Genomic DNA, 23,848 nt, shown 5'->3' with positions numbered 1-23,848 from the left:
CCGCCGGTCAGCCGGCCGTGCCGGCCTGCGGGTACCAGAGCCAGGGGTGTGCGTCCGCGCCCAGGCCGACGGCCGTGGTGCCGGAGCGGGTCACCGTCAGCGTCGGACCCGGGAGCGGCTGGGTTCCCTGAGTGCGCGTCAGCACGCCCCGGGGGGTGTGGAGTTGGACCCGGCCGCGCAGGTCGGTGCCCAGCAGCACCGGGCCGCCGGGCGCGGCGGCCGCGCTCACGGGGCCGTGGCCGTCGAACCGCAGGGTCTTGGCGCGCGCAGGGGCCCCGCCGGCGCGGACCGCCGTCACCGGCGCCGCGGTCGGCCTGCGGTAGTAGAGCTCGATGCCGCCGCCGGAGGCCGGCAGCGCGGCGATCGCGTCGCCCGGCGTGGGCAGGTCGGCGCCGTCGTCCGCACGGAAGTCCACCTCCTCGCCGAGGACGTCCTGCGCCCAGTGGTGCACACGCTCGCGGCCCGCCGCGAACACATGAACGCGGCCCGAGCTGTCGACGACCGCGGAGAGCCCGTCCTGGACCTCCTCGCCGCCCAGGTCCCGCCAGCGGTCCCAGCGCCCGTCGGTGCTCCGAACCCGTGTGCTGAGGCCCTTGTCCGCGTTGCGTACGAAGAGATGCACCCGGCCGTCCGGGGCGGTGACCGCGACCGGGACGCCGATGCGGCGACCGCGGTCCTCGTCCCGCTCGGGGTTGCCGAGACCGTCCCAGGCGAGGAACTCCCCGCCGGGGGCGCGCTGTTCGAGCAGGACCACCTCGCGGCGGTTCGGCCCACCGTGGCCGCCGAGGGAGGCGAACCGCAGCCCGAAGACGAGCTGCCGGCCGTCGGGGAGCGCCGCCGAGCCGAGCGCGGGGGCGAGCGGTCCTCCTCCCAGATCGTCCGGTGCGCCCCACTGGCCGCTGCCGGGCCGGGTCTCGCGCCAGCGCACCGCCCGCAGCCCGAGCACTCCGTAGGCCGCGAGGCGCCCGTCGGGGTCCGCGGCGACCACGGGACGCGCGCCGGGGTAGCGGTGGTGGGTGGAGCGGACCCAGCCCTTCTTGTTGGTCAGCGGCCGCATGCCGCCCACGTTGTAGTCGCCGCAGCCGGACGCGTTGCCGCACTGCCAGGCGGGGTCGCCGCCGTACGGGACGAGATGCGCGGCCTTCCGCTGGACGACCGGGGCGGGGAGGTTCTTGGGCCAGTGCCGGTTGTAGTAGCCGCGGAAGGCGGTGGCCACGAACCCGGGTACCTGTCCGCCGTCCGCCGTCGCGTCGGCCACCCAGCGCGCCATCGCGGCCCAGCTGAAGCAGGCGACGGCGGTGTGGTCCGCGTGGTCGGAGTAGCCGCGCTGCTCGCTGTCCTTCTTCCGGGTGGCCTCGTCGCTGTGCTGGATGTCCGGGTCGGGATCGAGCGTCTGGACGACGGTCGGCCGGTACTGCTCCATCAGCCCGACGAGGACGTCGACGAGGCTGTCGTAGTCGTACGCGACGGCCTTGCGCAGCGGGGAGTCCTCGGCCACGACGGTCTGGAGCCCGAGCGCCCGGTCGTGCCACAGGCTGGGGAGCGCCATCCAGCGGCGGGTGGTGTGCATCGGCAGATTGAGGAAGATCAGCTCGACCCGGCGGTTGCCGTTGGTGAGGGTGTTGATCTCGGCGAGCCGGTCACCGCGCAGGGAGGCGATGCCCTTGGTCCAGTCGGTGAACCTGTCGAGTCCGAGGAGTGTGGCGTAGGCCTGCCGCAGGCCCTGGTGGCGGGCGGAGGAGTAGGCCGGCCGGTCGGCGGGGACGTCCGTAGCGCCGGGTATGTGGTTGCGGCCGTCGTGCTCGCCGGCGGAGACGTACACGCAGACGAGGGGCACTCCGGCGTCGAGCATCCGCTGGGTGTCCGGGTTCATGAAGTACAGGTCGTCGTCGGGGTGGGCGAGTATCTGCATCAGCTGGGCGCGGCGGGTGCCGGCTATCGCCAGGCCGGGCGCCGGGTCTGCGGTGCGGGTGGACCGCCGGGAGGCGGGGACGGAGCACGAGGAGAGGACGCCGGCGCCGAGGAGTGCGGTGGCGGCGGCGACCACGCTGCGGCGGCGGGGCCGGGTGCGGCCTGCGCCCTGTGCGCGATCGCCTGTCGCGGCGGGCCGGGTGCGCTCGGTGCCCTGCGAGGGCCCGGGGCCCGCGGGCTCGTCCGCCACGGAGGCCGCCATGGAGGCCGCCGCGGAGGGCCGGGGGCTCGTGGGCTCCTCTGCCGACGCGGGGAGCCGGGCGTCGGCGGCCGGCGCGGGACCGGCCTTTCGCGCACCCGGTAGGTCCCGGCGCTCGCCGGCTGCCGTTCGCGCGCCCGGTATGCGCGCAGGGCGCGTCGGGGCATGGGCAGGTCTGTCGTTCACGTGTCGTGCTCCGTCCGCTTCCCCCGCAGCGGACGGGTCATGGCCCCCGGCTGCGTCCAGTGTTCTCCCCCACAGCGCGGAAGGGCTGGTCAGGGCCGCTTTCCGCGATGGACTAGACGGCTGTTCGATGCCTGGGGTTGCCCTGGAGGGCGACTTTTGTTCGGACGAGCGGCTGGCGGGCAGGCCCGGGAACCGGGTGATCAGCGCAGGGTCGGGACCTCGCCGTTGCCGGCACGGGTGAGGGTCGTGCCCGGCAGTCCGCGCAGCCATCTGTCGGCGATCTCCGCGAGCCGGGCGCGGTCCGGTGGGGTGGAGCCCAGGCCGATGGCGTAGCGGACGGGGTCGGTGGTGAACGGGCGCGGCCAGGCGTGGAGATCCGTCGCACCGGCGTCCTCCAGGGCGGCCAGCAGCGCACGCATCCGTCCGCGGACGCGGCCCTCGTCGGGGCCCGGTGCCACCGTGACGACGGCCCAGGCCTCGTGGCGCCGGTGCAGCGGCGGCGGGGCGAGGAGCCCGGGCCAGGGGCCGGGTGCGGACTCCACCGTCTCCCAGGCGCGGAAGAGCTCCCGCGTGAGCAGGTCGCGGCCTCCGGCGCTCACCTGCTCGGTACAGGGGCGGACCGGTGCGCTCGGGGTCATGACCGTCATGGGCAGTTCCGTGCCGGGTCCGCCGATCGGCTCGCTCCAGTTCCACGCGGCCCAGGTGGCGAAGAAGTGCCGGAGCAGCCCGGCGGGCGGAAGCGCTCCCGCCTCGTGCACGGTGTATGCGGCCAGCACGGCCCAGCCGATGCCCGGCAGCCCGCCGAAGGGCGCGGAGTCCAGTCCGCGGGCGCGCGCCCAGGCCTTGACCTCACGGGCGAGCCGGGCGAACGCCTCCGGGTGATCACCGGTGGTCGCCGCAACGGCTTCCGCGTCGCTCACCGCGCTGAGCGCCACCGCTGCCGCGTCGCTCAGTTCGGCCCGCCGTTGCACCGCTTCGTCCGCGGGCAGTGAGCCCGTGCCCACGACGGCGAGATCGACGTCCAGGCCGCCGGCCCGCAGCCGCAGCCCGGGGACACGTGCGCCGATCACCTCGCGCAGCCCGGTGGCATCCGGCAGTGCCGCCGCCACCCTGGCCCGTACCTCGGCCGGATCGGGGGAGCCGGGCAGCGCGGCCACCAGGTCCAGATCGGCGCCGGGCAGGGCGCAGCCCATGCGCCGTGAGCCGACCAGGTGGACGACGCCGTCGGCGAGGGCGTCCGAGAGCCGTCGCAGGGTCCGCTGTGCGCATGCGTCGTCGTCCGGGGGACCGGGCAGGGCCGGGTCCCCGGCCTCGTCGGTCCAGCGCAGCTCGCCCGTCCCCAGCGCGACGGTCGCCCGCACCCGCATCGGCTCGTCGCCCCGCCGCGAGAGCAGGGCCAGCTCCCCGACCCTCGCCGGCATCGCGTCGAGGCGTGCCGCGCACTCGGCCGCGAGGGCGTGCGGATCGCGTGTCCGGCCCAGGCTCAGATGCGGGGTGTACCCCTCGCGACGGCCCCGGCAGCGCGGAAAGTACGTCTCCAGCGTGCTCCGCAGCCGTGCCCACGGCTCCTCGTCCGCGGCCGCCGGGTCCAGCCACACGGTCGCGTCCTCCCGGTGCCCGAAGCTGTGCACCCCGTCGAGGCGGGCGTCGAAGGGAGCGGTCGCGGCGGCCGCGGCGGACAGCGGGGGAGCGGCCCGTTCGAAGGCGTCCTCCGGCACGAAGCCGAAGAGCAGGTTCACGTGCGGCGGCCAGCGGTGGATCTGAGGGTCGTGCTCCGCACGGATCGCCTGCACGGGCGGCCAGAGGTCCCGTGGCGGGATCCAGGCCACCGCCGTCCGGGGTGTCGGCCGGTCGTCGAGCGCGCCGGGGGGCCCGCCGACGGGCGGACCCAGATCCACGGCGACACCGTAGTGGTCGGAGACGAACAGTCCGCCGGTGGCCGGGGTGTCCCCGTGGAGCACGGCGGAGACCGCTCGCAGGTCCTGCGTCCGCAGCAGCACCCGGTCCAGCCGGGACACGCGCCCCGAGAGCGACGAGACGGCGGCCAGCGGATTGGCGCCCGGGTCGAAGGTGGGTGTCCGGTCCTCAGGGCCGTGCACATCGCTCCAGGCGTCCCGCATGCCGAGCGTCGTCTGCGGCCCGCTCCCGCCCTCGTTGAAGTCGCCGGCCAGGACCACGTCGCCCTCCACGCCCGCCAGCCCTTCGGCGAGCCGGGCGAGCTCGGTCCGCCTGCGGCCGGCGCCGTCGGCGGAGTGGTCGCTGCTGAGGTGGGTCGCGGCGACCACGACCGGGCCGGTGGCGGTCTCGACGACGAGGGCAGTGACCGCCTTGTGCGGCCCGAGACCGTGGTGCCCCGCCTCCCGTACGGGCAGCCGGCTGAGCAGCAGAAGCCCGTGGTCGGCGATGTCCCTGCCCAGGGGATCGGTCCCGAGAGTCCAGCCGTCACGCGCCCACGGCTCTGCCATCAGCAGGGCAGCGAGCTTCGGTTCGACCTCCTGGAGGGCGATGACATCCGCGTCGGCCTCGCGCAGGGCCGCCAGGAGAAGCGGCCGGCGCGCGGCGGTGTCGATGCGGTCGCTGTCGTAGCGGTCCCAGAGGGTGTTCCACGTCAGGACCCGCAGACCGGCGGCCGTCGGCATGCCCCCGGGTGCTGTCGCCGGCACCCACGCGTCGCGCTCCCACACGTACGGCGTCCGCGCCGTGAAGAAGGGCGCCCGCAGCCGCCGGGGACTGCGCACGCGTCCGGCATCGGTCGCGTCGATCCGGTCCGCTCCCGTGGCCCTGTCCCACACCACCTCGCCGTCCGCCTCGAAGAACAGCACCCGGTGCCACGGAATGTCGCCGCCGGGCACGAAGGCGGCCAGCGGCATCCGCTTGGGGGCCGCCCCGCGCTGGTTGATCCCGACCACGAAGCGCGCCGGATCGAACCGTGCGTCCCAGCGGACCCGGTGGTAGATCTCCTCGCTGGTGCGCATCTATGCCTCCTCCTCCACGGTCCCGCTCGCGCCGATGTACCAGGTGCGGTGGGCCTGGCCGGGGTACGGAGGGGAGAACCGGCGCACCTGCGAGGCGAGGACCTCGGGCGGCACGGGGTGCGTCCGCCGCGCGTTGCGCCGGACCAGCTCCTCCTCGTCGACGAGTGCCACGGCGTGCGTGGTCAGGGCGTCGCGCCGGCGCGCGACGGAGTGCACCAGCGAGCGCTGGTGCGCGTTGAGCGACGTGGCGTCCCACACCACGGTCCCGCCGGCCGCGAGAGCCGCGTCCAGCCGGTCGAGTCCGTCGCGCAGCACGTCACCGTTGGCCTTCTGGTCGGCGCGCGACCCGCGTGCCTCGCGCAGATCGTCCAGCGAGATGTACGCGTCGATTCCGGGAAGCCCGCGGGCGAAGGTGCTCTTCCCGCTGCCCGACGGGCCGACCGTCTGGATCAGCCGGGGGAAGTCTCCGGAACGCCATCGCCATGTCGCGGCCACGGCCTCGTCGGCGGTCGTGATCTTCCCGAGGGCGTAGGCCTCCCGTGCCTCGGCCACGCACCGGGCCGCCGCGTCCGGGTCCAGGTCCGCGAACGTCTCCCGCAGACCGTCCAGGCCGCCGATGCCCTCCGCGTGCAGCGCGGACCAGTCCACCTGCTCGCGTGCCCCGGCGTCCTCGGCAGTCGCGCGGGCGACGGCGTGCAGGACGCCCAGGTCGGCGGCGTACGACATCCGCACCAGCCCGGTGCGCCGCTCCTCGTCCGGGTAGGGCCGCTGCAGCCGGGCCCGGAGCCCGACGAGGTCGGCGACCTTGCGGGCCTGCGCCATGCCCTGGGAGACGGCGAGGAGCGCTCCCACCCGGGGCCGCGGGCTCCGGTGCAGCAGGGCGGCCAGAACGCCGGCGAGCCGGTCGTCGCCGGTGCGCCCGAGCACGTCGAGTGCCGCGGACACCTCGGCCACGACCGCCTCGTCCCGGGCGTCTCCCGCACGCAGGCCGAGGGCGGCCGACAGGGCGGCGGCCCCCGGTGTGCCCCCGGACCGGACGTCCCACAGCGCCGCCGCCGGTCCGCGCCCGTTCTCCACCACGGCGGCGTACATCCAGTGCGTGTCCGTCCGCACATGCCCGCGCCGCACCCACTTGGCCATGCGCCGACCGAAGTCCTCGGGGCCGAAGCCGTCGGCGGTCCGCACGACGTAGCCCTCCTGGCGGGCGAGGTCGAGGTTCAGGGCGCGCAGGGCCCGCTCGCCGCGGCCGTCGAGGATCCCGCGCCACAGCACCGGGGGCACCGGGATCCCCAGCCCGCGCAGGAAGGCCACGGTCCGGTCCCAGTCCAGGCAGTGGCCGTCGGCGTCCCACACGGAGAAGCCGTAGAACCAGCTGTCGAGGTTCTCGTACGCGAGTGAGTGACGGGCGTACATGTTCTCGCCGCACACCCGCCAGCCCGCGGGGAGTGCGTGGCCGATGCGGCCCTGGAGCGCCTTGACCCAGGCACGTGAGGGGTGGTGGCCGGAGTCCGGCGACCGGGCGTGCAGTCCGTCGGCGTACAGAGTGGTGTTCTCGCCGTCGAGCTTCTCGGTGACGACGACCTCGCGGCCGGCCAGTCCGGACAGGTCGGCGGTCCGCACATCGTCGGGGGAGACGCCCGGCGACCACGGCAGATGCGGTGTCCGCGGATAGTGCGTCCGCATGGTGATCGACCCCCCGGTGACGATGATGTGCCCGGCAACTGTAGGAGCCGGGGGAGGCGTTGCTCGAACGAATTGGCGCCGGTGGAGGTGTCCACGGCCGGACGGGCGGCGGGGTGTCCACGGCGTGGCCGGGGGCTCCCGTGGTCCCGTGGTCCGCGCGCCGGGGTTTGACAGCAAAAGCCGCGGGGGTAACCTCTTCGGCTCGATTGGCCAGGGCGCGGGGCCGTATGGCAGACTATCCGGGTTGCTCGGTTGAGTGCCGATGCTGCGCGCCTCCCGCCGGGAGGACCGGAAGCGAGTCCCACAGTACTCGTCGCTCCAACTGCCCACCGGGCAGCGCTGGAGCGGACGTACGGGAATCTTCCGGGAAGTGTCAGCGGGGTACCAGCCAGGCACTCGGTGGGTGTTCTTCCCCCGATGCGCGGCTCAGGCCCGCACCCCCTTGGTTGGGAAATCCTTCGGGAGATCTTCGTAGAGGGAGTGCGACACGCCCGACCGCGGGGGTCGGAGAAGAATGCAGTACCCGCCGAGTTCCGGAGCGTTACGAGAGACAGGACTACTGAGTAGCCATGGCGGGACAGAAGATCCGCATCCGGCTCAAGGCCTACGACCACGAGGTCATCGACTCTTCGGCGAAGAAGATCGTCGAGACGGTGACGCGTACTGGTGCGTCGGTCGCAGGCCCGGTGCCGCTGCCCACTGAGAAGAACGTGTACTGCGTCATCAAGTCGCCGCACAAGTACAAGGACTCGCGCGAGCACTTCGAGATGCGCACGCACAAGCGCCTGATCGACATTCTCGACCCGACGCCCAAGACCGTTGACTCGTTGATGCGCCTGGACCTTCCGGCCGGCGTCGACATCGAGATCAAGCTCTGAGAGGCGCGGAAGAGATGGCAAAGCAGATCAAGGGCGTCCTGGGCGAGAAGCTCGGCATGACCCAGGTCTGGGACGAGAACAACCGTGTCGTCCCGGTGACCGTCGTCAAGGCCGGGCCGTGTGTTGTCACCCAGGTCCGTACGAATGACTCCGACGGCTACGAGTCGGTCCAGATCGCCTTCGGCGAGATCGACCCTCGCAAGGTGAACAAGCCCCTCAAGGGCCACTTCGCCAAGGCCGACGTGACCCCCCGCCGCCACCTGGTGGAGCTCCGTACCTCCGATGCTGCCGAGTACACGCTCGGCCAGGAGATCACTGCCGAGGTGTTCGAGTCCGGCGTCAAGGTTGACGTCACGGGCAAGAGCAAGGGCAAGGGCTTCGCCGGTGTCATGAAGCGTCACAACTTCAAGGGCCTCGGCGCCGGTCACGGCACCCAGCGCAAGCACCGCTCTCCCGGCTCCATCGGTGGCTGTGCCACCCCGGGCCGTGTGTTCAAGGGCCTCCGTATGGCGGGCCGCATGGGCAACGAGCGGGTCACCACCCAGAACCTGACCGTTCACGCCGTTGACGCGGAGAAGGGCCTGCTGCTCATCAAGGGCGCGGTTCCTGGTCCCAACGGCGGCCTGGTCCTGGTCCGCACTGCGGCCAAGGGGGCCTGAGGACTATGAGCACCATTGACATTCTGTCGCCCGCGGGCGACAAGTCCGGGACCGTTGAGCTCCCGGCCGAGATCTTCGACGCCAAGGTCAGCATCCCGCTGATCCACCAGGTCGTCGTCGCGCAGCTGGCCGCCGCCCGTCAGGGCACGCACAAGGTCAAGACGCGTGGCGAGGTCCGTGGTGGTGGCAAGAAGCCCTACCGCCAGAAGGGCACCGGCCGCGCCCGTCAGGGTTCGACCCGTGCACCGCAGTTCGCCGGCGGTGGCGTTGTCCACGGCCCCGTGCCGCGTGACTACTCGCAGCGGACCCCGAAGAAGATGAAGGCCGCCGCCCTGCGCGGTGCCCTCTCCGACCGGGCCCGTCACTCCCGTATCCACGTCGTCTCCGGCGTGGTCGAGGGTGCGGCTTCCACCAAGGCCGCCAAGACGCTGTTCGGCAAGATCTCGGAGCGCAAGAACCTGCTCCTGGTCGTCGACCGCGCCGACGAGGCCGCGTGGCTGTCCGCCCGCAACCTGCCCCAGGTGCACATCCTGGAGCCGGGCCAGCTGAACACGTACGACGTGCTCGTCTCCGACGACGTGGTCTTCACCCAGGCCGCTTTCGAGTCCTTCGTGTCCGGCGCGCCTACTGGCCGGAACGCTGAGACCGAAGGGAGCGACGCCTGATGACTGAGGCCGTCGTCACCAGCAAGACGTACTCGGACCCGCGCGACATTCTTGTCAAGCCGGTTGTGTCCGAGAAGAGCTACGCGCTTCTGGACGAGAACAAGTACACGTTCATCGTCGACCCGCGCGCGAACAAGACCCAGATCAAGCAGGCCGTCGAGGCGGTCTTCTCGGTCAAGGTCACCGGGGTCAACACGATCAACCGCCAGGGCAAGCGCAAGCGCACCCGCACCGGTTTCGGCAAGCGCTCCGACACGAAGCGCGCCATCGTGACCCTCGCCGAGGGCGACCGTATCGACATCTTCGGCGGCCCGACCTCCTGACGGAGGTCGAGTCGTCCGGAATCGGACGAGGACTGAGAAATGGGTATCCGCAAGTACAAGCCGACGACCCCGGGCCGTCGTGGCTCCAGCGTCGCCGACTTTGTCGAGATCACGCGGTCCACGCCGGAGAAGTCGCTGGTCCGCCCCCTGCACAGCAAGGGCGGCCGTAACAACACCGGTCGTGTGACCGTCCGTCACCAGGGCGGTGGCCACAAGCGCGCCTACCGCGTGATCGACTTCCGTCGTCACGACAAGGACGGCGTGCCGGCCAAGGTCGCTCACATCGAGTACGACCCGAACCGCACCGCGCGCATCGCGCTTCTGCACTACGCAGACGGCGAGAAGCGCTACATCATCGCGCCGCGTGGCCTGTCGCAGGGCGACCGTGTCGAGAACGGCCCGGCCGCCGACATCAAGCCCGGCAACAACCTGGCGCTGCGCAACATCCCGGTCGGTACGACCATCCACGCCATCGAGCTGCGGCCCGGCGGCGGCGCGAAGTTCGCCCGCTCCGCGGGTGCCTCCGTGCAGCTGCTGGCGAAGGAGGGCCAGATGGCCCACCTGCGTATGCCGTCCGGCGAGATTCGCCTGGTCGACGTCCGCTGCCGCGCCACCATCGGCGAGGTCGGCAACGCCGAGCAGTCGAACATCAACTGGGGCAAGGCCGGCCGCCTGCGCTGGAAGGGCGTCCGCCCGACCGTCCGCGGTGTCGCGATGAACCCGGTTGACCACCCGCACGGTGGTGGTGAGGGCAAGACCTCCGGTGGTCGCCACCCGGTCAGCCCGTGGGGTCAGAAGGAGGGTCGTACTCGTTCTCCCAAGAAGGCGAGCAACAAGTACATCGTCCGCCGCCGCAAGACGAACAAGAAGCGCTAGGAGCGGGTTTAGATGCCGCGCAGTCTCAAGAAGGGGCCCTTCGTCGACGACCACCTGATCAAGAAGGTGGATGTCCAGAACGAAGCCGGCACCAAGAACGTCATCAAGACCTGGTCCCGTCGCTCGATGATCGTCCCGGCCATGCTGGGTCACACCATCGCGGTGCACAACGGCAAGATCCACGTCCCGGTGTTCGTCACCGAGTCGATGGTCGGCCACAAGCTCGGCGAGTTCTCGCCGACTCGCACCTTCCGCGGCCACGTCAAGGACGACCGGAAGTCGAAGCGCCGCTAAGGCGGGGTGACTGACTATGACTTACACCGAAGGGACAACCATGGAAGCCAGGGCCCAGGCGCGGTACATCCGCGTCACGCCCATGAAGGCCCGCCGAGTGGTGGACCTCATCCGTGGCATGGATGCCACGGAGGCTCAGGCGGTCCTGCGTTTCGCCCCGCAGGCCGCGAGCGTGCCGGTTGGCAAGGTGCTGGACAGCGCCATTGCCAACGCTGCACACAACTACGACCACACCGACGCCTCTTCGCTGGTCATCAGCGAGGCGTACGTGGACGAGGGCCCGACCCTGAAGCGGTTCCGTCCGCGTGCTCAGGGCCGTGCCTACCGGATCCGTAAGCGGACCAGCCACATCACCGTGGTCGTCAGCAGCAAGGAAGGAACCCGGTAATGGGCCAGAAGGTTAACCCGCATGGGTTCCGGCTCGGCATCACCACGGACTTCAAGTCCCGCTGGTACGCCGACAAGCTGTACAAGGACTACGTCAAGGAAGACGTCGCCATTCGTCGCATGATGACGAAGGGCATGGAGCGGGCCGGCATCTCGAAGGTTGAGATCGAGCGCACCCGCGACCGCGTCCGCGTTGACATCCACACCGCTCGTCCGGGCATCGTCATCGGCCGCCGCGGCGCCGAGGCGGACCGCATCCGCGGCGAGCTGGAGAAGCTGACCGGCAAGCAGGTCCAGCTGAACATCCTCGAGGTCAAGAACCCCGAGGTGGACGCTCAGCTGGTGGCCCAGGCCGTCGCCGAGCAGCTCTCCTCCCGCGTCTCCTTCCGTCGTGCGATGCGCAAGTCGATGCAGAGCTCGATGAAGGCCGGCGCCAAGGGCATCAAGATCCAGTGCGGTGGCCGTCTCGGTGGCGCCGAGATGTCCCGCTCGGAGTTCTACCGCGAGGGCCGTGTGCCCCTGCACACGCTCCGCGCGAACGTCGACTACGGCTTCTTCGAGGCCAAGACGACCTTCGGCCGTATCGGTGTGAAGGTCTGGATCTACAAGGGTGACGTCAAGAACATCGCCGAGGTCCGCGCCGAGAACGCCGCTGCGCGCGCCGGTAACCGTCCGGCTCGTGGCGGCGCCGACCGCCCGGCCGGCGGCCGCGGTGGCCGTGGTGGCGAGCGTGGTGGCGGTCGCGGCCGCAAGCCGCAGCAGCAGTCCGCGCCGGCTGCGGAGGCCCCCAAGGCCGACGCTCCCGCCGCCGCTGCCGCTCCGGCTGAGAGCACTGGAACGGAGGCCTGACCGAAATGCTGATCCCCCGTAGGGTCAAGCACCGCAAGCAGCACCACCCCAAGCGCCGCGGTATGGCCAAGGGTGGTACGACGGTTGCGTTCGGCGAGTACGGCATCCAGGCCATGACTCCGGCGTACGTGACCAACCGCCAGATCGAGGCGGCTCGTATCGCGATGACCCGCCACATCAAGCGTGGCGGCAAGGTCTGGATCAACATCTACCCGGACCGCCCGCTGACCAAGAAGCCTGCCGAGACCCGCATGGGTTCCGGTAAGGGTTCCCCGGAGTGGTGGGTCGCGAACGTTCATCCCGGTCGGGTGATGTTCGAGCTGTCCTACCCGAACGAGAAGATTGCGCGTGAGGCGCTTACCCGCGCTGCTCACAAGCTTCCGATGAAGTGCCGGATCGTTCGGCGCGAGGCAGGTGAGTCGTGATGTCTACCGGTACCAAGGCGTCCGAGCTGCGCGAACTGGGCAACGAGGAGCTTGTTGCCAAGCTCCGCGAGGCCAAGGAAGAGCTGTTCAACCTCCGCTTCCAGGCGGCGACCGGTCAGCTCGAGAACCATGGCCGGCTCAAGGCCGTCCGCAAGGACATCGCGCGGATCTACACCCTCATGCGTGAGCGCGAGCTGGGCATCGAGACGGTGGAGAGCGCCTGATGAGCGAGAGCAACGTGACTGAGAAGACCGAAACGCGCGGATTCCGCAAGACCCGTGAGGGTCTCGTCGTCAGCGACAAGATGGACAAGACCGTCGTCGTCGCCGTCGAGGACCGCGTCAAGCACGCGCTGTACGGCAAGGTCATCCGCCGTACGAACAAGCTCAAGGCGCACGACGAGCAGAACGCTGCCGGCGTCGGCGACCGCGTCCTCATCATGGAGACGCGTCCGCTGTCGGCGACCAAGCGCTGGCGCATCGTCGAGATCCTCGAGAAGGCCAAGTAGTTCCCGCGAGGGGACCGCTGAGAAACAGAATCCCTGAGGGGTTTCCCTCAGGACAGTTCCGCCAGGCTCGGCAGGGGCACCCAGGTGCCCCTGCCGGGAACCGGCAGACGATCAGGAGATAGACGTGATCCAGCAGGAGTCGCGGCTGCGTGTCGCCGACAACACTGGTGCCAAGGAGATCCTTTGCATCCGTGTTCTCGGTGGTTCCGGCCGCCGCTACGCGGGCATCGGTGACGTCATCGTCGCCACCGTCAAGGACGCGATCCCCGGTGGCAACGTGAAGAAGGGTGACGTCGTCAAGGCGGTCATCGTTCGCACCGTGAAGGAGCGCCGCCGCCAGGACGGCTCGTACATCCGCTTCGACGAGAACGCCGCTGTCATTCTCAAGAACGACGGCGACCCTCGCGGCACCCGTATCTTCGGCCCGGTGGGCCGTGAGCTGCGCGAGAAGAAGTTCATGAAGATCATCTCGCTCGCGCCGGAGGTGCTGTAAGCATGAAGATCAAGAAGGGCGACCTGGTTCAGGTCATCACCGGCAAGGACAAGGGCAAGCAGGGCAAGGTCATCGCGGCCTTCCCCCGCGAGGACCGCGTCCTGGTCGAGGGTGTCAACCGGGTCAAGAAGCACACCAAGGCCGGTCAGACCGCTCGCGGTTCGCAGACCGGTGGCATCGTCACGACCGAGGCCCCTGTTCACGTGAGCAACGTTCAGCTCGTCGTGGAGAAGGACGGCAACAAGGTCGTCACGCGCGTCGGTTACCGCTTCGACGACGAGGGCAACAAGATCCGCGTTGCCAAGCGGACGGGTGAGGACATCTGATGGCTACCACCACCACTCCGCGTCTCAAGACGAAGTACCGCGAGGAGATCACCGGCAAGCTGCGTGAGGAGTTCTCCTACGAGAACGTCATGCAGGTTCCCGGCCTCGTCAAGATCGTGGTCAACATGGGTGTGGGCGACGCCGCCCGCGACTCCAAGCTGATCGACGGTGCCATCAAGGACCTCACCACGATCACCGGCCAGAAGCCGGCCGTCACCAAGGCCCGTAAGTCCATCGCGCAGTTCAAGCTGCGTGAGGGCCAGCCGATCGGTGCCCACGTCACGCTTCGTGGCGACCGCATGTGGGAGTTCCTGGACCGCACCCTGTCGCTCGCGCTTCCGCGCATCCGCGACTTCCGTGGTCTGTCTCCCAAGCAGTTCGACGGCCGTGGCAACTACACCTTCGGTCTCACGGAGCAGGTCATGTTCCACGAGATCGACCAGGACAAGATCGACCGCGTCCGGGGTATGGACATCACCGTGGTCACCACGGCGACCAACGACGATGAGGGCCGCGCCCTCCTTCGTCACCTCGGCTTCCCGTTCAAGGAGGCGTGAGCCGTGGCGAAGAAGGCTCTCATTGCCAAGGCCGCCCGCAAGCCCAAGTTCGGCGTGCGTGGCTACACGCGCTGCCAGCGTTGCGGTCGTCCCCACTCCGTCTACCGCAAGTTCGGCCTGTGCCGCGTGTGCCTTCGTGAGATGGCTCACCGTGGCGAGCTGCCGGGCGTGACCAAGAGCTCCTGGTAATTCCCTTCTTGGGAATTCCCGGAGACTCTCGGTAAGCATCTGGTCGGCGGGAGCCCTCCCTCACATGCCGTAGGCTTGTGGGGTTGGGCGTCCGCCGCCCGTACGACTTACTACGCCGTAGGTCCCCGCACCGCACCCGTCCCGCCACTGAGTGGGGAGAGGGATGGCGCATACAGGAAACCCCGGCGAGAGAGGCCGAAGGCCAATTCATGACCATGACTGATCCGATCGCAGACATGCTCACGCGTCTGCGTAACGCAAACTCGGCGTACCACGACTCCGTCGTGATGCCGCACAGCAAGATCAAGTCGCACATCGCGGAGATCCTCCAGCAGGAGGGCTTCATCACCGGCTGGAAGGTCGAGGACGCCGAGGTCGGCAAGAACCTCGTCCTCGAGCTGAAGTTCGGCCCGAACCGCGAGCGCTCGATCGCCGGCATCAAGCGGATTTCGAAGCCGGGTCTGCGCGTGTACGCGAAGTCCACCAATCTGCCGAAGGTTCTCGGCGGCCTGGGCGTGGCGATCATCTCCACGTCCCACGGTCTCCTGACCGGCCAGCAGGCTCAGAAGAAGGGCGTGGGTGGGGAAGTCCTCGCCTACGTCTGGTAGTCGGGAACGGAGGAAAAGCTCATGTCGCGTATCGGCAAGCTCCCCATCCAGGTTCCCGCCGGTGTGGACGTCACCATCGATGGCCGCACGGTCGCGGTGAAGGGCCCCAAGGGGTCCCTCGCGCACACCGTCGCCGCGCCGATCGAGATTGTTAAGGGCGAGGACGGCGTTCTCAACGTCACCCGCCCCAACGACGAGCGTCAGAACAAGGCCCTCCACGGCCTGTCCCGCACGCTGGTGGCGAACATGATCACCGGTGTGACCCAGGGATACACGAAGGCGCTCGAGATCAGCGGTGTCGGTTACCGCGTCGCCGCGAAGGGCTCCAACCTGGAGTTCCAGCTCGGCTACAGCCACTCGATCCTGGTGGAGGCGCCCGAGGGCATCTCCTTCAAGGTCGAGTCGCCGACCAAGTTCTCGGTCGAGGGCATCGACAAGCAGAAGGTCGGCGAGGTCGCCGCTAACATCCGCAAGCTGCGCAAGCCCGACCCGTACAAGGCCAAGGGCGTCAAGTACGCGGGCGAGGTCATCCGCCGCAAGGTCGGAAAGGCGGGTAAGTAAGCCATGGCATACGGTGTAAAGATCGCCAAGGGTGACGCGTACAAGCGCGCCGCCATCAAGCGTCGTCACATCCGCGTCCGTAAGCACGTCTCCGGCACGCCGGAGCGTCCGCGCCTCGTCGTGACGCGCTCCAACCGCAACATCGTGGCGCAGGTCATCGACGACATCGCGGGCCACACGCTCGCGTCGGCGTCGACCCTGGACACCTCGATCCGCGGTGGCGAGGGCGACAAGAGCGCCCAGGCCAAGCAGGTCGGCGCGCTCGTTGCCGAGCGTGCGAAGGCTGCCGGTGTCGAGGCTGTCGTGTTCGACCGTGGTGGCAACAGGTACGCCGGGCGCATTGCCGCTCTGGCTGACGCCGCCCGCGAAGCCGGGCTGAAGTTCTGAGCCCCGGTTCCGGGACTAACGGACGTAACAGAGAGAGGTAATTCCAATGGCTGGACCCCAGCGCCGCGGAAGCGGTGCCGGTGGCGGCGAGCGGCGGGACCGGAAGGGTCGCGACGGTGGCGCAGCTGCCGCCGAGAAGACCGCGTACGTTGAGCGCGTTGTCGCGATCAACCGCGTCGCCAAGGTTGTCAAGGGTGGTCGTCGCTTCAGCTTCACCGCGCTCGTCGTGGTCGGAGACGGTGACGGCACCGTAGGTGTCGGTTACGGCAAGGCCAAGGAGGTGCCGGCCGCCATCGCCAAGGGTGTTGAGGAGGCCAAGAAGCACTTCTTCAAGGTCCCCCGTATCCAGGGCACCATCCCGCACCCCATCACGGGCGAGCGTGCCGCGGGCGTCGTGCTGCTGAAGCCGGCTTCCCCCGGTACCGGTGTTATCGCCGGTGGCCCGGTGCGCGCCGTGCTCGAGTGCGCCGGCGTTCACGACATCCTGTCGAAGTCGCTTGGCTCGTCCAACGCGATCAACATCGTGCACGCGACCGTGGCGGCCCTCAAGGGCCTGCAGCGTCCCGAGGAGATCGCGGCTCGCCGTGGTCTGCCCCTCGAGGACGTCGCCCCCGCGGCTCTGCTTCGTGCACGTGCGGGAGCGGGTGCGTAATGGCCCGCCTCAAGATCACGCAGACGAAGTCCTACATCGGCAGCAAGCAGAACCACCGCGACACCCTGCGTTCGCTCGGGCTCAAGCGCCTGCACGACGTGGTTGTCAAGGAGGACCGCCCCGAGTTCCGCGGAATGGTGCACACCGTCCGCCACCTCGTGACGGTTGAGGAGGTCGACTGACATGGCGGAGAACAACCCGCTGAAGGTCCACAACCTCCGGCCCGCCCCGGGCGCCAAGACCGCCAAGACCCGTGTGGGTCGTGGTGAGGCGTCCAAGGGTAAGACCGCTGGTCGTGGAACCAAGGGCACCAAGGCCCGTTACCAGGTTCCGGAGCGCTTCGAGGGTGGGCAGATGCCCCTCCACATGCGTCTCCCGAAGCTCAAGGGCTTCAAGAACCCGTTCCGTACCGAGTACCAGGTCGTCAACCTGGACAAGCTCTCTTCGCTCTACCCCGAGGGTGGCGAAGTCACGGTGGCCGATCTGGTCGCCAAGGGTGCGGTTCGCAAGAACAGCCTCGTCAAGGTCCTTGGCCAGGGCGAGCTTTCCGTGGCGCTGCAGGTGACGGTCGACGCCGTCTCCGGCTCCGCCAAGGAGAAGATTGCCGCTGCCGGCGGCACCGTCACCGAGCTCGTCTGAGACGAGTTCAGTGGCTGAAAGCTGAAACACCGACCGGGGATGCCTCTCAAATGGGGCATCCCCGGTTGGTCGTTCCTAGGGGGGCACATCCGCCGGTAAGGTGGCGTGCACTGTTGCTGTAACAAGGGGGTTACTGCCCCCGGACCGTGCGGTCTGTCCGACTAAGATCGTGCGGATTGCCTGTTTCGTATTCGTCGATCCTCAAGACCGTCACCTCTGACGCAGTAGCGCGGGGGTCGCAGGAGGCACCGTGCTCACCGCGTTCGCCCGGGCGTTCAAGACGCCCGACCTGCGCAAGAAGCTGCTCTTCACACTCGCCATCATCGTTTTGTACCGGCTCGGATCGCACATCCCGGTTCCGGGTGTCGACTACGGCAATGTGCAGATTTGTGTGGACGCCGCGCAGAAGAACAACAACAGCCTGTTCGGGCTGGTGAACATGTTCAGCGGCGGAGCGCTGCTGCAGATCACCATCTTCGCGCTCGGCATCATGCCGTACATCACGGCGAGCATCATCCTGCAGCTGCTGACCGTCGTGATCCCACGGCTCGAGGCCCTCAAGAAGGAGGGCCAGTCCGGCACGGCGAAGATCACGCAGTACACCCGCTACCTCACTGTCGCCCTCGCCGTGCTGCAGGGCACCGGTCTTGTGGCGACGGCTCGCAGCGGTGCGTTGTTCAGCGGCTGTCAGGTGGCCAACCAGATCGTTCCCGACCGATCGATCTTCACCACCATCGTCATGGTGGTGACCATGACCGCCGGTACCGCCGCCGTCATGTGGCTCGGTGAGCTGATCACCGACCGTGGCATCGGCAACGGTATGTCGATCCTGATGTTCATCTCGATCGCCGCCGGCTTCCCCGGCGCTCTCTGGGCGATCAAGCAGAGCGGCAAGCTCGCCAAGGGCTGGATCGAGTTCGGCACCGTCATCCTGATCGGCTTCGTGATGGTGGCCCTGGTCGTCTTCGTCGAACAGGCGCAGCGCCGCATCCCGGTGCAGTACGCGAAGCGCATGATCGGGCGGCGGTCCTACGGCGGTACGTCCACGTACATCCCGCTCAAGGTGAACCAGGCCGGTGTGATTCCGGTCATCTTCGCCTCGTCGCTGCTGTACATCCCGGCGCTGATCGCGCAGTTCTCGAGCTCGCAGTCCGGCTGGAAGACCTGGATCGAGGCGCATTTCGTCAAGGGTGATCACCCTTACTACATCGCCACGTACTTCCTCCTGATTGTCTTCTTCGCCTTCTTCTATGTGGCTATCTCCTTCAACCCCGAAGAAGTTGCCGACAACATGAAGAAGTATGGTGGCTTCATCCCGGGTATCCGGGCAGGTCGACCTACTGCCGAGTATCTGAGCTACGTGCTCAACAGGATCACTTGGCCGGGCTCGCTGTACCTGGGTCTGATTGCTCTTGTGCCGACGATGGCGTTGGCGGGCTTCGGCGGCGCGAACCAGAACTTCCCGTTCGGCGGGACGAGCATCCTCATCATCGTGGGTGTGGGTCTGGAGACCGTGAAGCAGATCGAGAGCCAGCTCCAGCAGCGTAATTACGAAGGGTTCCTCCGCTGATGCGAATCGTCCTCGTCGGGCCGCCTGGTGCCGGCAAGGGAACGCAGGCTGCGTTCCTTGCCCAGAACCTGTCGATCCCGCACATCTCCACGGGCGACCTCTTCCGCGCCAACATCAGCCAGGGCACCGAGCTGGGCCGCAAGGCCAAGTCCTTCATGGACGCCGGTGAGCTGGTGCCGGACGAGGTCACCATCGCGATGGCGAAGGACCGCATGGCGCAGGAGGACGCCCGCAACGGCTTCCTGCTGGACGGCTTCCCGCGGAACGTCTCGCAGGCCGAGGCGCTCGACGAGATGCTGAAGTCCGAGGGCATGACGCTGGACGCGGTGCTGGACCTGGAGGTCCCCGAGGACGAGGTCGTGCGACGCATCGCCGGCCGCCGTATCTGCCGCAACGACTCGAGCCACGTCTTCCACGTGTCGTACTCGGCGCCGCAGCAGGAAGGTGTCTGCGACACCTGCGGCGGCGACCTGTACCAGCGTGACGACGATTCCGAGGAGACCGTGCGCAAGCGGCTCGAGGTGTACCACACGCAGACCGAGCCGATCATCGACTACTACCGGAATCAGGGCCTCGTGGTCACGATCTCGGCGCTCGGCAAGGTCACCGACGTGACCAAGCGGGCGATGGAAGCGCTGGAGAAGCTCCAGAACGACTGAGCAGTACCCGCAGTACCTGTGGCCGCGGTGTCCGACGGACGCCGCGGCCGTACTGTTGAGCCAGAGTGACGACGACGTGCAGAGGTGGAAGGCAAAGGCCATGGTGCAGATCAAGACCCCGGAGCAGATCGCGAAGATGCGCGAGGCGGGGCTGGTCGTCGCCGCGATCCACGCCGCGACGCGTGAGGCCGCCGTGCCCGGTGCGTCGACGAAGGATCTGGACGAGGTCGCCCGCAAGGTGATCGCCGACCACGGCGCCAAGTCGAACTTCCTGGGGTACGGCGGGTTCCCCGCCACCATCTGCACCTCGGTCAACGAGGTGGTCGTCCACGGCATCCCCGACGAGAAGACCGTCCTCAAGGACGGCGACATCATCTCGGTCGACGCCGGCGCGATCATCGACGGCTGGCACGGCGACGCCGCGTACACCGTCTTCGTGGGCAGCGGGCACGCGCCGGAGCTGGTGGAGCTCTCGCGGGTCACCGAGGGGTCCATGTGGGCCGGTATCGCCGCGATGAAGAACGGCAACCGCCTGGTGGACGTCTCCCGTGCCATCGAGACGTACATCCGCCGGCAGCCCAAGCCCGGCGGTGGCCGGTACGGGATCATCGAGGACTACGGCGGCCACGGCATCGGCACCGAGATGCACATGGACCCGCATCTGCTGAACTACGTCGCGCGCAAGCGCGGCAAGGGCCCGAAACTGGTCCCCGGTTTCTGTCTGGCGATCGAGCCGATGGTCTCGCTGGGCACCCCGCGGACCGAGGTGCTCGCGGACGACTGGACCGTCATCACGACGGACGGCACCTGGTCCTCGCACTGGGAGCACTCCGTGGCGCTCACGGAGGAGGGCCCGCTGGTCCTCACCGCGCCCGACGGCGGCCGGGCGAAACTGGCCGAGTTCGGGATCACCACGGCGCCGGATCCTCTGGCGTCGTCCTGACGCCGTGGCCGGAGTAACGATCTACGTCAATGGGCAAACTTCCCGGATTCGTCTTTTCGGATGGCCTGACGTAGACTGATGCGTCGGCTCTGGTGTACCCGTGTGTCTGCATGCGGCCACTGGAGTCGATCAAGGTAGCCGATTCGAAGGGCGAAGCGTGGCCAAGAAGCAAGGTGCCATCGAGATTGAGGGCACCGTGATCGAGTCCCTCCCGAACGCCATGTTCAAGGTGGAGCTCCAGAACGGTCACAAGGTCCTCGCGCACATCTCCGGCAAGATGCGGATGCACTACATCCGTATCCTCCCGGACGACCGGGTCGTGGTGGAGCTCTCTCCGTACGACCTGACGCGTGGGCGGATCGTCTACCGCTACAAGTAGATCTTGTCGTTGCCCCGTCCGCGGGGTGAAGGCACTGACCCGGAGAACCTCACATCCCATGAAGGTCAAGCCGAGCGTCAAGAAGATCTGCGACAAGTGCAAGGTGATCCGCCGTCACGGCCGGGTCATGGTCATCTGCGACAACCTGCGCCACAAGCAGCGCCAGGGCTGACGCACGCCGACCGACCTGCACTCCGCAGTTCTTCGCGCGACGCAAGCAATCTCGTACATACGCAGAACCCGCCCAGCCCCGCACGGGGTCGGCGGCACCTCCGGCGGGGGCCGGGGACCCGGACGTACCACTGCTTCACTCGAAGCGGTCGGCGGTCGGGAGCGGTTCTGCGGAAGACCCCCGATCACACAGGAGCCATTGAATGGCACGCGTTTCCGGTGTTGACATCCCGCGCGAAAAGCGTGTGGAGATCGCACTCACCTACGTCTTCGGTATCGGGCGCACCCGGTCGAAGGAGATTCTCTCCGCGACCGACGTGAACCCGAACACCCGCGTTCGTGACCTGGCCGAAGAGGACCTGGTCAAGATCCGCGAGTACGTGGACGCCAACCTCCGCACCGAGGGTGACCTCCGCCGCGAGATCCAGGCCGACATCCGCCGCAAGGTCGAGATCGGCTGCTACCAGGGTCTGCGCCACCGTCGTGGCCTGCCGGTCCACGGTCAGCGCACCAGCACGAACGCCCGTACCCGCAAGGGCCCGCGTCGCGCCATCGCCGGTAAGAAGAAGCCGGGCAAGAAGTAGTCCTCAGCGGACGCTCATCAGCGGTCTTCGCTGTAGGACCGACCACCTCCCTGTAGGAGAAATAGATGCCCCCCAAGGGACGTCAGGGCGCTGCCAAGAAGGTGCGCCGCAAGGAAAAGAAGAACGTCGCTCACGGCCACGCGCACATCAAGAGCACGTTCAACAACACGATCGTCTCGATCACGGACCCCTCGGGCAACGTGATCTCCTGGGCCTCCGCCGGCCACGTCGGCTTCAAGGGCTCGCGCAAGTCCACCCCCTTCGCCGCGCAGATGGCCGCCGAGTCGGCCGCCCGCCGCGCGCAGGAGCACGGCATGCGCAAGGTCGACGTCTTCGTCAAGGGTCCCGGCTCCGGCCGTGAGACCGCGATCCGTTCCCTCCAGGCCACGGGCCTCGAGGTCGGTTCCATCCAGGACGTCACCCCCACGCCGCACAACGGCTGCCGTCCCCCCAAGCGCCGTCGCGTCTGACCTTCAGCGACCGCTTGACCTGAGTGCCGGGCGGTACGCCTCGAAAGAGACGTACCGCCCGTACCCTTGCAGTACGCAGTACCCGTCGGACGTCAAATAGCGGGCGTCCACGACAAAAAGGATCACAGACATGCTGATCGCTCAGCGTCCCTCGCTGACCGAAGAGGTCGTCGACGAATACCGCTCCCGGTTCGTGATCGAGCCGCTGGAGCCGGGCTTCGGCTACACCCTCGGCAACTCCCTCCGCCGTACGCTCCTCTCCTCGATCCCGGGTGCGGCGGTCACGTCCATCCGTATCGACGGTGTCCTGCACGAGTTCACCACCGTGCCGGGCGTCAAGGAGGACGTCACCGACCTCATCCTCAACATCAAGCAGCTCGTCGTCTCCTCGGAGCACGACGAGCCGGTCGTGATGTACCTGCGCAAGCAGGGCCCGGGTCTGGTCACCGCCGCCGACATCGCGCCCCCGGCCGGTGTCGAGGTGCACAACCCCGACCTGGTCCTCGCCACGCTGAACGGCAAGGGCAAGCTGGAGATGGAGCTGACCGTCGAGCGCGGTCGCGGTTACGTCTCCGCCGTGCAGAACAAGCAGGTGGGCCAGGAGATCGGCCGTATCCCGGTCGACTCCATCTACTCCCCGGTGCTCAAGGTCACGTACAAGGTCGAGGCGACCCGTGTCGAGCAGCGCACCGACTTCGACAAGCTGATCGTCGACGTCGAGACCAAGCAGGCGATGCGTCCCCGTGACGCCATGGCCTCCGCCGGTAAGACCCTGGTCGAGCTGTTCGGTCTGGCGCGCGAGCTCAACATCGACGCCGAGGGCATCGACATGGGCCCGTCCCCGACGGACGCCGCGCTCGCCGCCGATCTGGCCCTGCCGATCGAGGAGCTCGAGCTCACGGTCCGTTCGTACAACTGCCTCAAGCGCGAGGGCATCCACTCCGTGGGTGAGCTCGTGGCGCGTTCCGAGGCGGACCTGCTCGACATCCGCAACTTCGGTGCGAAGTCGATCGACGAGGTCAAGGCGAAGCTGGCCGGCATGGGCCTGGCCCTCAAGGACAGCCCGCCCGGATTCGACCCGACCGCCGCCGCCGACGCCTTCGGCGCCGACGACGACGCGGACGCGGGCTTCGTGGAGACCGAGCAGTACTGAGCCTGACGGCTCATCCACGCCTTCCCCGTGGCGTCCGCCACGGGGGAACTGACACCGGTACCTGATACGGCCGGTGCAGCACACAAGGAGAAACACCATGCCGAAGCCCGCCAAGGGCGCCCGTCTGGGCGGCAGCGCCGCGCACGAGCGTCTGCTCCTCGCGAACCTCGCGAAGCAGCTGTTCGAGCACGGCCGCATCACCACGACCGAGGCCAAGGCCCGTCGCCTTCGTCCGGTCGCGGAGCGTCTGATCACCAAGGCGAAGAAGGGCGACATCCACAACCGTCGCCTGGTCCTGCAGACGATCACGGACAAGGGCATCGTGCACACGCTCTTCACCGAGATCGCTCCGCGGTACTCCGAGCGCCCGGGTGGCTACACCCGGATCACCAAGATCGGTGGCCGTCGCGGCGACAACGCCCCGATGGCCGTGATCGAGCTGGTCGAGGGCGAGATCGCCAAGAAGGCGACCGTCGACGAGGCCGAGGCCGCGACCAAGCGTGCGGTCAAGGAGGACGCCCTCAAGAAGGACGCGTCCACCGAGGCCGAGGCCGTCGAGGACGCCAAGCCGGCGGACGAGGCGTCCAAGGACGCCTGAGGCCCTGCCGTGCTGTGAGCGGGTCCGCCCT

The 23,848-nt window shown here is 68.7% G+C and carries 33 protein-coding genes; 30 read left to right on the top strand and 3 right to left on the bottom strand.

Translation table 11 applies throughout. From position 1 onward, the window contains the following. Nucleotides 1-7 precede the first annotated feature (7 nt). The 3 genes from RPQ07_RS15250 to RPQ07_RS15240 form a co-directional block, all read right to left on the bottom strand. A complete protein-coding gene (locus RPQ07_RS15250; protein WP_313944692.1) occupies nucleotides 8-2,173 on the bottom strand; it encodes a PIG-L family deacetylase in 2,166 nt (721 codons plus the stop codon). A 383-nt stretch (nucleotides 2,174-2,556) separates the two neighbouring features. After that, entirely contained in the window at nucleotides 2,557-5,331 is a 2,775-nt protein-coding gene (locus RPQ07_RS15245) for a poly(A) polymerase (RefSeq protein WP_313944691.1), read from the bottom strand. Further along, nucleotides 5,332-7,014 (bottom strand): RNA ligase family protein, encoded by a 1,683-nt coding sequence (locus RPQ07_RS15240; protein WP_313944690.1) that lies wholly within the window; start codon nucleotides 7,012-7,014, stop codon nucleotides 5,332-5,334. It abuts the gene before it with no gap. Nucleotides 7,015-7,583: 569 nt separating this feature from the next. Between RPQ07_RS15240 and rpsJ the strand changes: the two genes are divergently transcribed. The 30 genes from rpsJ to rplQ all read left to right on the top strand — a co-directional run bounded on the left by rpsJ (nucleotide 7,584) and on the right by rplQ (nucleotide 23,817). Beyond that, complete coding sequence (gene rpsJ / locus RPQ07_RS15235; RefSeq protein ID WP_003948644.1) at nucleotides 7,584-7,892, top strand: 30S ribosomal protein S10; 309 nt, start codon at nucleotides 7,584-7,586, stop codon at nucleotides 7,890-7,892. A gap of 14 nt (nucleotides 7,893-7,906) precedes the next feature. Beyond that, nucleotides 7,907-8,551, top strand: a complete 645-nt coding sequence (gene rplC / locus RPQ07_RS15230) for a 50S ribosomal protein L3 (protein ID WP_313944689.1) — start codon at nucleotides 7,907-7,909, stop codon at nucleotides 8,549-8,551. Nucleotides 8,552-8,556: 5 nt separating this feature from the next. Beyond that, nucleotides 8,557-9,216 carry a 50S ribosomal protein L4 gene (gene rplD / locus RPQ07_RS15225; RefSeq protein ID WP_313944688.1) on the top strand — a complete coding sequence of 220 codons (660 nt, stop codon included), beginning with the start codon at nucleotides 8,557-8,559 and terminating at the stop codon, nucleotides 9,214-9,216. Beyond that, a complete protein-coding gene (rplW, locus tag RPQ07_RS15220; protein WP_313944687.1) occupies nucleotides 9,216-9,539 on the top strand; it encodes a 50S ribosomal protein L23 in 324 nt (107 codons plus the stop codon). The genes rplD and rplW overlap by 1 nt, the downstream gene beginning before the upstream one ends. Before the next feature lie 39 nt (nucleotides 9,540-9,578). Then, nucleotides 9,579-10,415: a 50S ribosomal protein L2 gene (gene rplB / locus RPQ07_RS15215; RefSeq protein WP_142214206.1), complete on the top strand. Its 837-nt coding sequence runs from the start codon at nucleotides 9,579-9,581 to the stop codon at nucleotides 10,413-10,415. Between the two features lie 12 nt (nucleotides 10,416-10,427). Then, nucleotides 10,428-10,709 carry a 30S ribosomal protein S19 gene (rpsS, locus tag RPQ07_RS15210; protein ID WP_030351437.1) on the top strand — a complete coding sequence of 94 codons (282 nt, stop codon included), beginning with the start codon at nucleotides 10,428-10,430 and terminating at the stop codon, nucleotides 10,707-10,709. A 40-nt stretch (nucleotides 10,710-10,749) separates the two neighbouring features. After that, nucleotides 10,750-11,097: a 50S ribosomal protein L22 gene (rplV, locus tag RPQ07_RS15205; protein WP_004571827.1), complete on the top strand. Its 348-nt coding sequence runs from the start codon at nucleotides 10,750-10,752 to the stop codon at nucleotides 11,095-11,097. Next, nucleotides 11,097-11,945 carry a 30S ribosomal protein S3 gene (gene rpsC, locus RPQ07_RS15200; protein WP_313944686.1) on the top strand — a complete coding sequence of 283 codons (849 nt, stop codon included), beginning with the start codon at nucleotides 11,097-11,099 and terminating at the stop codon, nucleotides 11,943-11,945. Before rplV ends, rpsC begins: the two co-directional genes overlap by 1 nt. A 5-nt stretch (nucleotides 11,946-11,950) precedes the next feature. Continuing rightward, on the top strand, nucleotides 11,951-12,370 hold the full coding sequence (gene rplP, locus RPQ07_RS15195) for a 50S ribosomal protein L16 (RefSeq protein ID WP_313944685.1): 420 nt from the start codon (nucleotides 11,951-11,953) through the stop codon (nucleotides 12,368-12,370). Continuing rightward, nucleotides 12,370-12,594: a 50S ribosomal protein L29 gene (gene rpmC, locus RPQ07_RS15190; RefSeq protein ID WP_142214203.1), complete on the top strand. Its 225-nt coding sequence runs from the start codon at nucleotides 12,370-12,372 to the stop codon at nucleotides 12,592-12,594. Before rplP ends, rpmC begins: the two co-directional genes overlap by 1 nt. After that, nucleotides 12,594-12,878 (top strand): 30S ribosomal protein S17, encoded by a 285-nt coding sequence (gene rpsQ / locus RPQ07_RS15185; protein ID WP_313944684.1) that lies wholly within the window; start codon nucleotides 12,594-12,596, stop codon nucleotides 12,876-12,878. The genes rpmC and rpsQ overlap by 1 nt, the downstream gene beginning before the upstream one ends. Before the next feature lie 124 nt (nucleotides 12,879-13,002). Next, the gene (gene rplN, locus RPQ07_RS15180) at nucleotides 13,003-13,371 is read left to right on the top strand and encodes a 50S ribosomal protein L14 (protein ID WP_003956455.1); all 369 of its coding nucleotides are present in this window, start codon (nucleotides 13,003-13,005) and stop codon (nucleotides 13,369-13,371) included. A 2-nt stretch (nucleotides 13,372-13,373) separates the two neighbouring features. Next, nucleotides 13,374-13,697, top strand: coding sequence for a 50S ribosomal protein L24 (gene rplX / locus RPQ07_RS15175; RefSeq protein WP_142214201.1), 324 nt, complete (start codon nucleotides 13,374-13,376; stop codon nucleotides 13,695-13,697). Beyond that, nucleotides 13,697-14,254, top strand: coding sequence for a 50S ribosomal protein L5 (rplE, locus tag RPQ07_RS15170; protein ID WP_313944683.1), 558 nt, complete (start codon nucleotides 13,697-13,699; stop codon nucleotides 14,252-14,254). Before rplX ends, rplE begins: the two co-directional genes overlap by 1 nt. Before the next feature lie 3 nt (nucleotides 14,255-14,257). Next, nucleotides 14,258-14,443 carry a type Z 30S ribosomal protein S14 gene (locus RPQ07_RS15165; protein WP_003948630.1) on the top strand — a complete coding sequence of 62 codons (186 nt, stop codon included), beginning with the start codon at nucleotides 14,258-14,260 and terminating at the stop codon, nucleotides 14,441-14,443. A gap of 209 nt (nucleotides 14,444-14,652) precedes the next feature. Next, the gene (gene rpsH / locus RPQ07_RS15160; RefSeq protein WP_005313538.1) at nucleotides 14,653-15,051 is read left to right on the top strand and encodes a 30S ribosomal protein S8; all 399 of its coding nucleotides are present in this window, start codon (nucleotides 14,653-14,655) and stop codon (nucleotides 15,049-15,051) included. A 21-nt stretch (nucleotides 15,052-15,072) separates the two neighbouring features. Next, nucleotides 15,073-15,612 (top strand): 50S ribosomal protein L6, encoded by a 540-nt coding sequence (gene rplF / locus RPQ07_RS15155; protein ID WP_313944682.1) that lies wholly within the window; start codon nucleotides 15,073-15,075, stop codon nucleotides 15,610-15,612. Between the two features lie 3 nt (nucleotides 15,613-15,615). Next, on the top strand, nucleotides 15,616-15,999 hold the full coding sequence (rplR, locus tag RPQ07_RS15150) for a 50S ribosomal protein L18 (RefSeq protein ID WP_313944681.1): 384 nt from the start codon (nucleotides 15,616-15,618) through the stop codon (nucleotides 15,997-15,999). A 46-nt stretch (nucleotides 16,000-16,045) separates the two neighbouring features. Further along, nucleotides 16,046-16,651, top strand: coding sequence for a 30S ribosomal protein S5 (gene rpsE / locus RPQ07_RS15145; protein WP_313944680.1), 606 nt, complete (start codon nucleotides 16,046-16,048; stop codon nucleotides 16,649-16,651). Then, nucleotides 16,651-16,833, top strand: coding sequence for a 50S ribosomal protein L30 (gene rpmD, locus RPQ07_RS15140; RefSeq protein WP_018550611.1), 183 nt, complete (start codon nucleotides 16,651-16,653; stop codon nucleotides 16,831-16,833). The genes rpsE and rpmD overlap by 1 nt, the downstream gene beginning before the upstream one ends. Before the next feature lies 1 nt (nucleotide 16,834). Beyond that, a complete protein-coding gene (rplO, locus tag RPQ07_RS15135) occupies nucleotides 16,835-17,290 on the top strand; it encodes a 50S ribosomal protein L15 (protein WP_313944679.1) in 456 nt (151 codons plus the stop codon). Nucleotides 17,291-17,540: 250 nt separating this feature from the next. Next, the gene (gene secY, locus RPQ07_RS15130; protein WP_313944678.1) at nucleotides 17,541-18,860 is read left to right on the top strand and encodes a preprotein translocase subunit SecY; all 1,320 of its coding nucleotides are present in this window, start codon (nucleotides 17,541-17,543) and stop codon (nucleotides 18,858-18,860) included. After that, nucleotides 18,860-19,519 carry an adenylate kinase gene (locus RPQ07_RS15125; protein ID WP_313944677.1) on the top strand — a complete coding sequence of 220 codons (660 nt, stop codon included), beginning with the start codon at nucleotides 18,860-18,862 and terminating at the stop codon, nucleotides 19,517-19,519. The genes secY and RPQ07_RS15125 overlap by 1 nt, the downstream gene beginning before the upstream one ends. Before the next feature lie 100 nt (nucleotides 19,520-19,619). Continuing rightward, a complete protein-coding gene (gene map, locus RPQ07_RS15120; RefSeq protein WP_313944676.1) occupies nucleotides 19,620-20,462 on the top strand; it encodes a type I methionyl aminopeptidase in 843 nt (280 codons plus the stop codon). A gap of 157 nt (nucleotides 20,463-20,619) precedes the next feature. After that, nucleotides 20,620-20,841: a translation initiation factor IF-1 gene (infA, locus tag RPQ07_RS15115; protein ID WP_003956442.1), complete on the top strand. Its 222-nt coding sequence runs from the start codon at nucleotides 20,620-20,622 to the stop codon at nucleotides 20,839-20,841. Nucleotides 20,842-20,899: 58 nt separating this feature from the next. Next, the gene (gene rpmJ, locus RPQ07_RS15110) at nucleotides 20,900-21,013 is read left to right on the top strand and encodes a 50S ribosomal protein L36 (RefSeq protein WP_003956441.1); all 114 of its coding nucleotides are present in this window, start codon (nucleotides 20,900-20,902) and stop codon (nucleotides 21,011-21,013) included. Between the two features lie 202 nt (nucleotides 21,014-21,215). Further along, nucleotides 21,216-21,596, top strand: a complete 381-nt coding sequence (gene rpsM / locus RPQ07_RS15105; RefSeq protein WP_313944675.1) for a 30S ribosomal protein S13 — start codon at nucleotides 21,216-21,218, stop codon at nucleotides 21,594-21,596. Nucleotides 21,597-21,661: 65 nt separating this feature from the next. Next, nucleotides 21,662-22,066, top strand: a complete 405-nt coding sequence (gene rpsK / locus RPQ07_RS15100) for a 30S ribosomal protein S11 (protein ID WP_003956432.1) — start codon at nucleotides 21,662-21,664, stop codon at nucleotides 22,064-22,066. Nucleotides 22,067-22,196: 130 nt separating this feature from the next. Beyond that, nucleotides 22,197-23,219, top strand: coding sequence for a DNA-directed RNA polymerase subunit alpha (locus tag RPQ07_RS15095; RefSeq protein WP_003956430.1), 1,023 nt, complete (start codon nucleotides 22,197-22,199; stop codon nucleotides 23,217-23,219). A gap of 97 nt (nucleotides 23,220-23,316) precedes the next feature. Next, nucleotides 23,317-23,817: a 50S ribosomal protein L17 gene (gene rplQ / locus RPQ07_RS15090; RefSeq protein WP_313944674.1), complete on the top strand. Its 501-nt coding sequence runs from the start codon at nucleotides 23,317-23,319 to the stop codon at nucleotides 23,815-23,817. The last annotated feature ends 31 nt before the right edge of the window (nucleotides 23,818-23,848 follow it).

The sequence above is a fragment of the Streptomyces sp. AM8-1-1 genome (assembly GCF_032229325.1).
GTDB lineage: Bacteria > Actinomycetota > Actinomycetes > Streptomycetales > Streptomycetaceae > Streptomyces > Streptomyces achmelvichensis.
The sequence above is the reverse complement of the archived record's forward strand: the minus strand, read 5'-3'. Positions and strand labels throughout refer to the sequence as shown.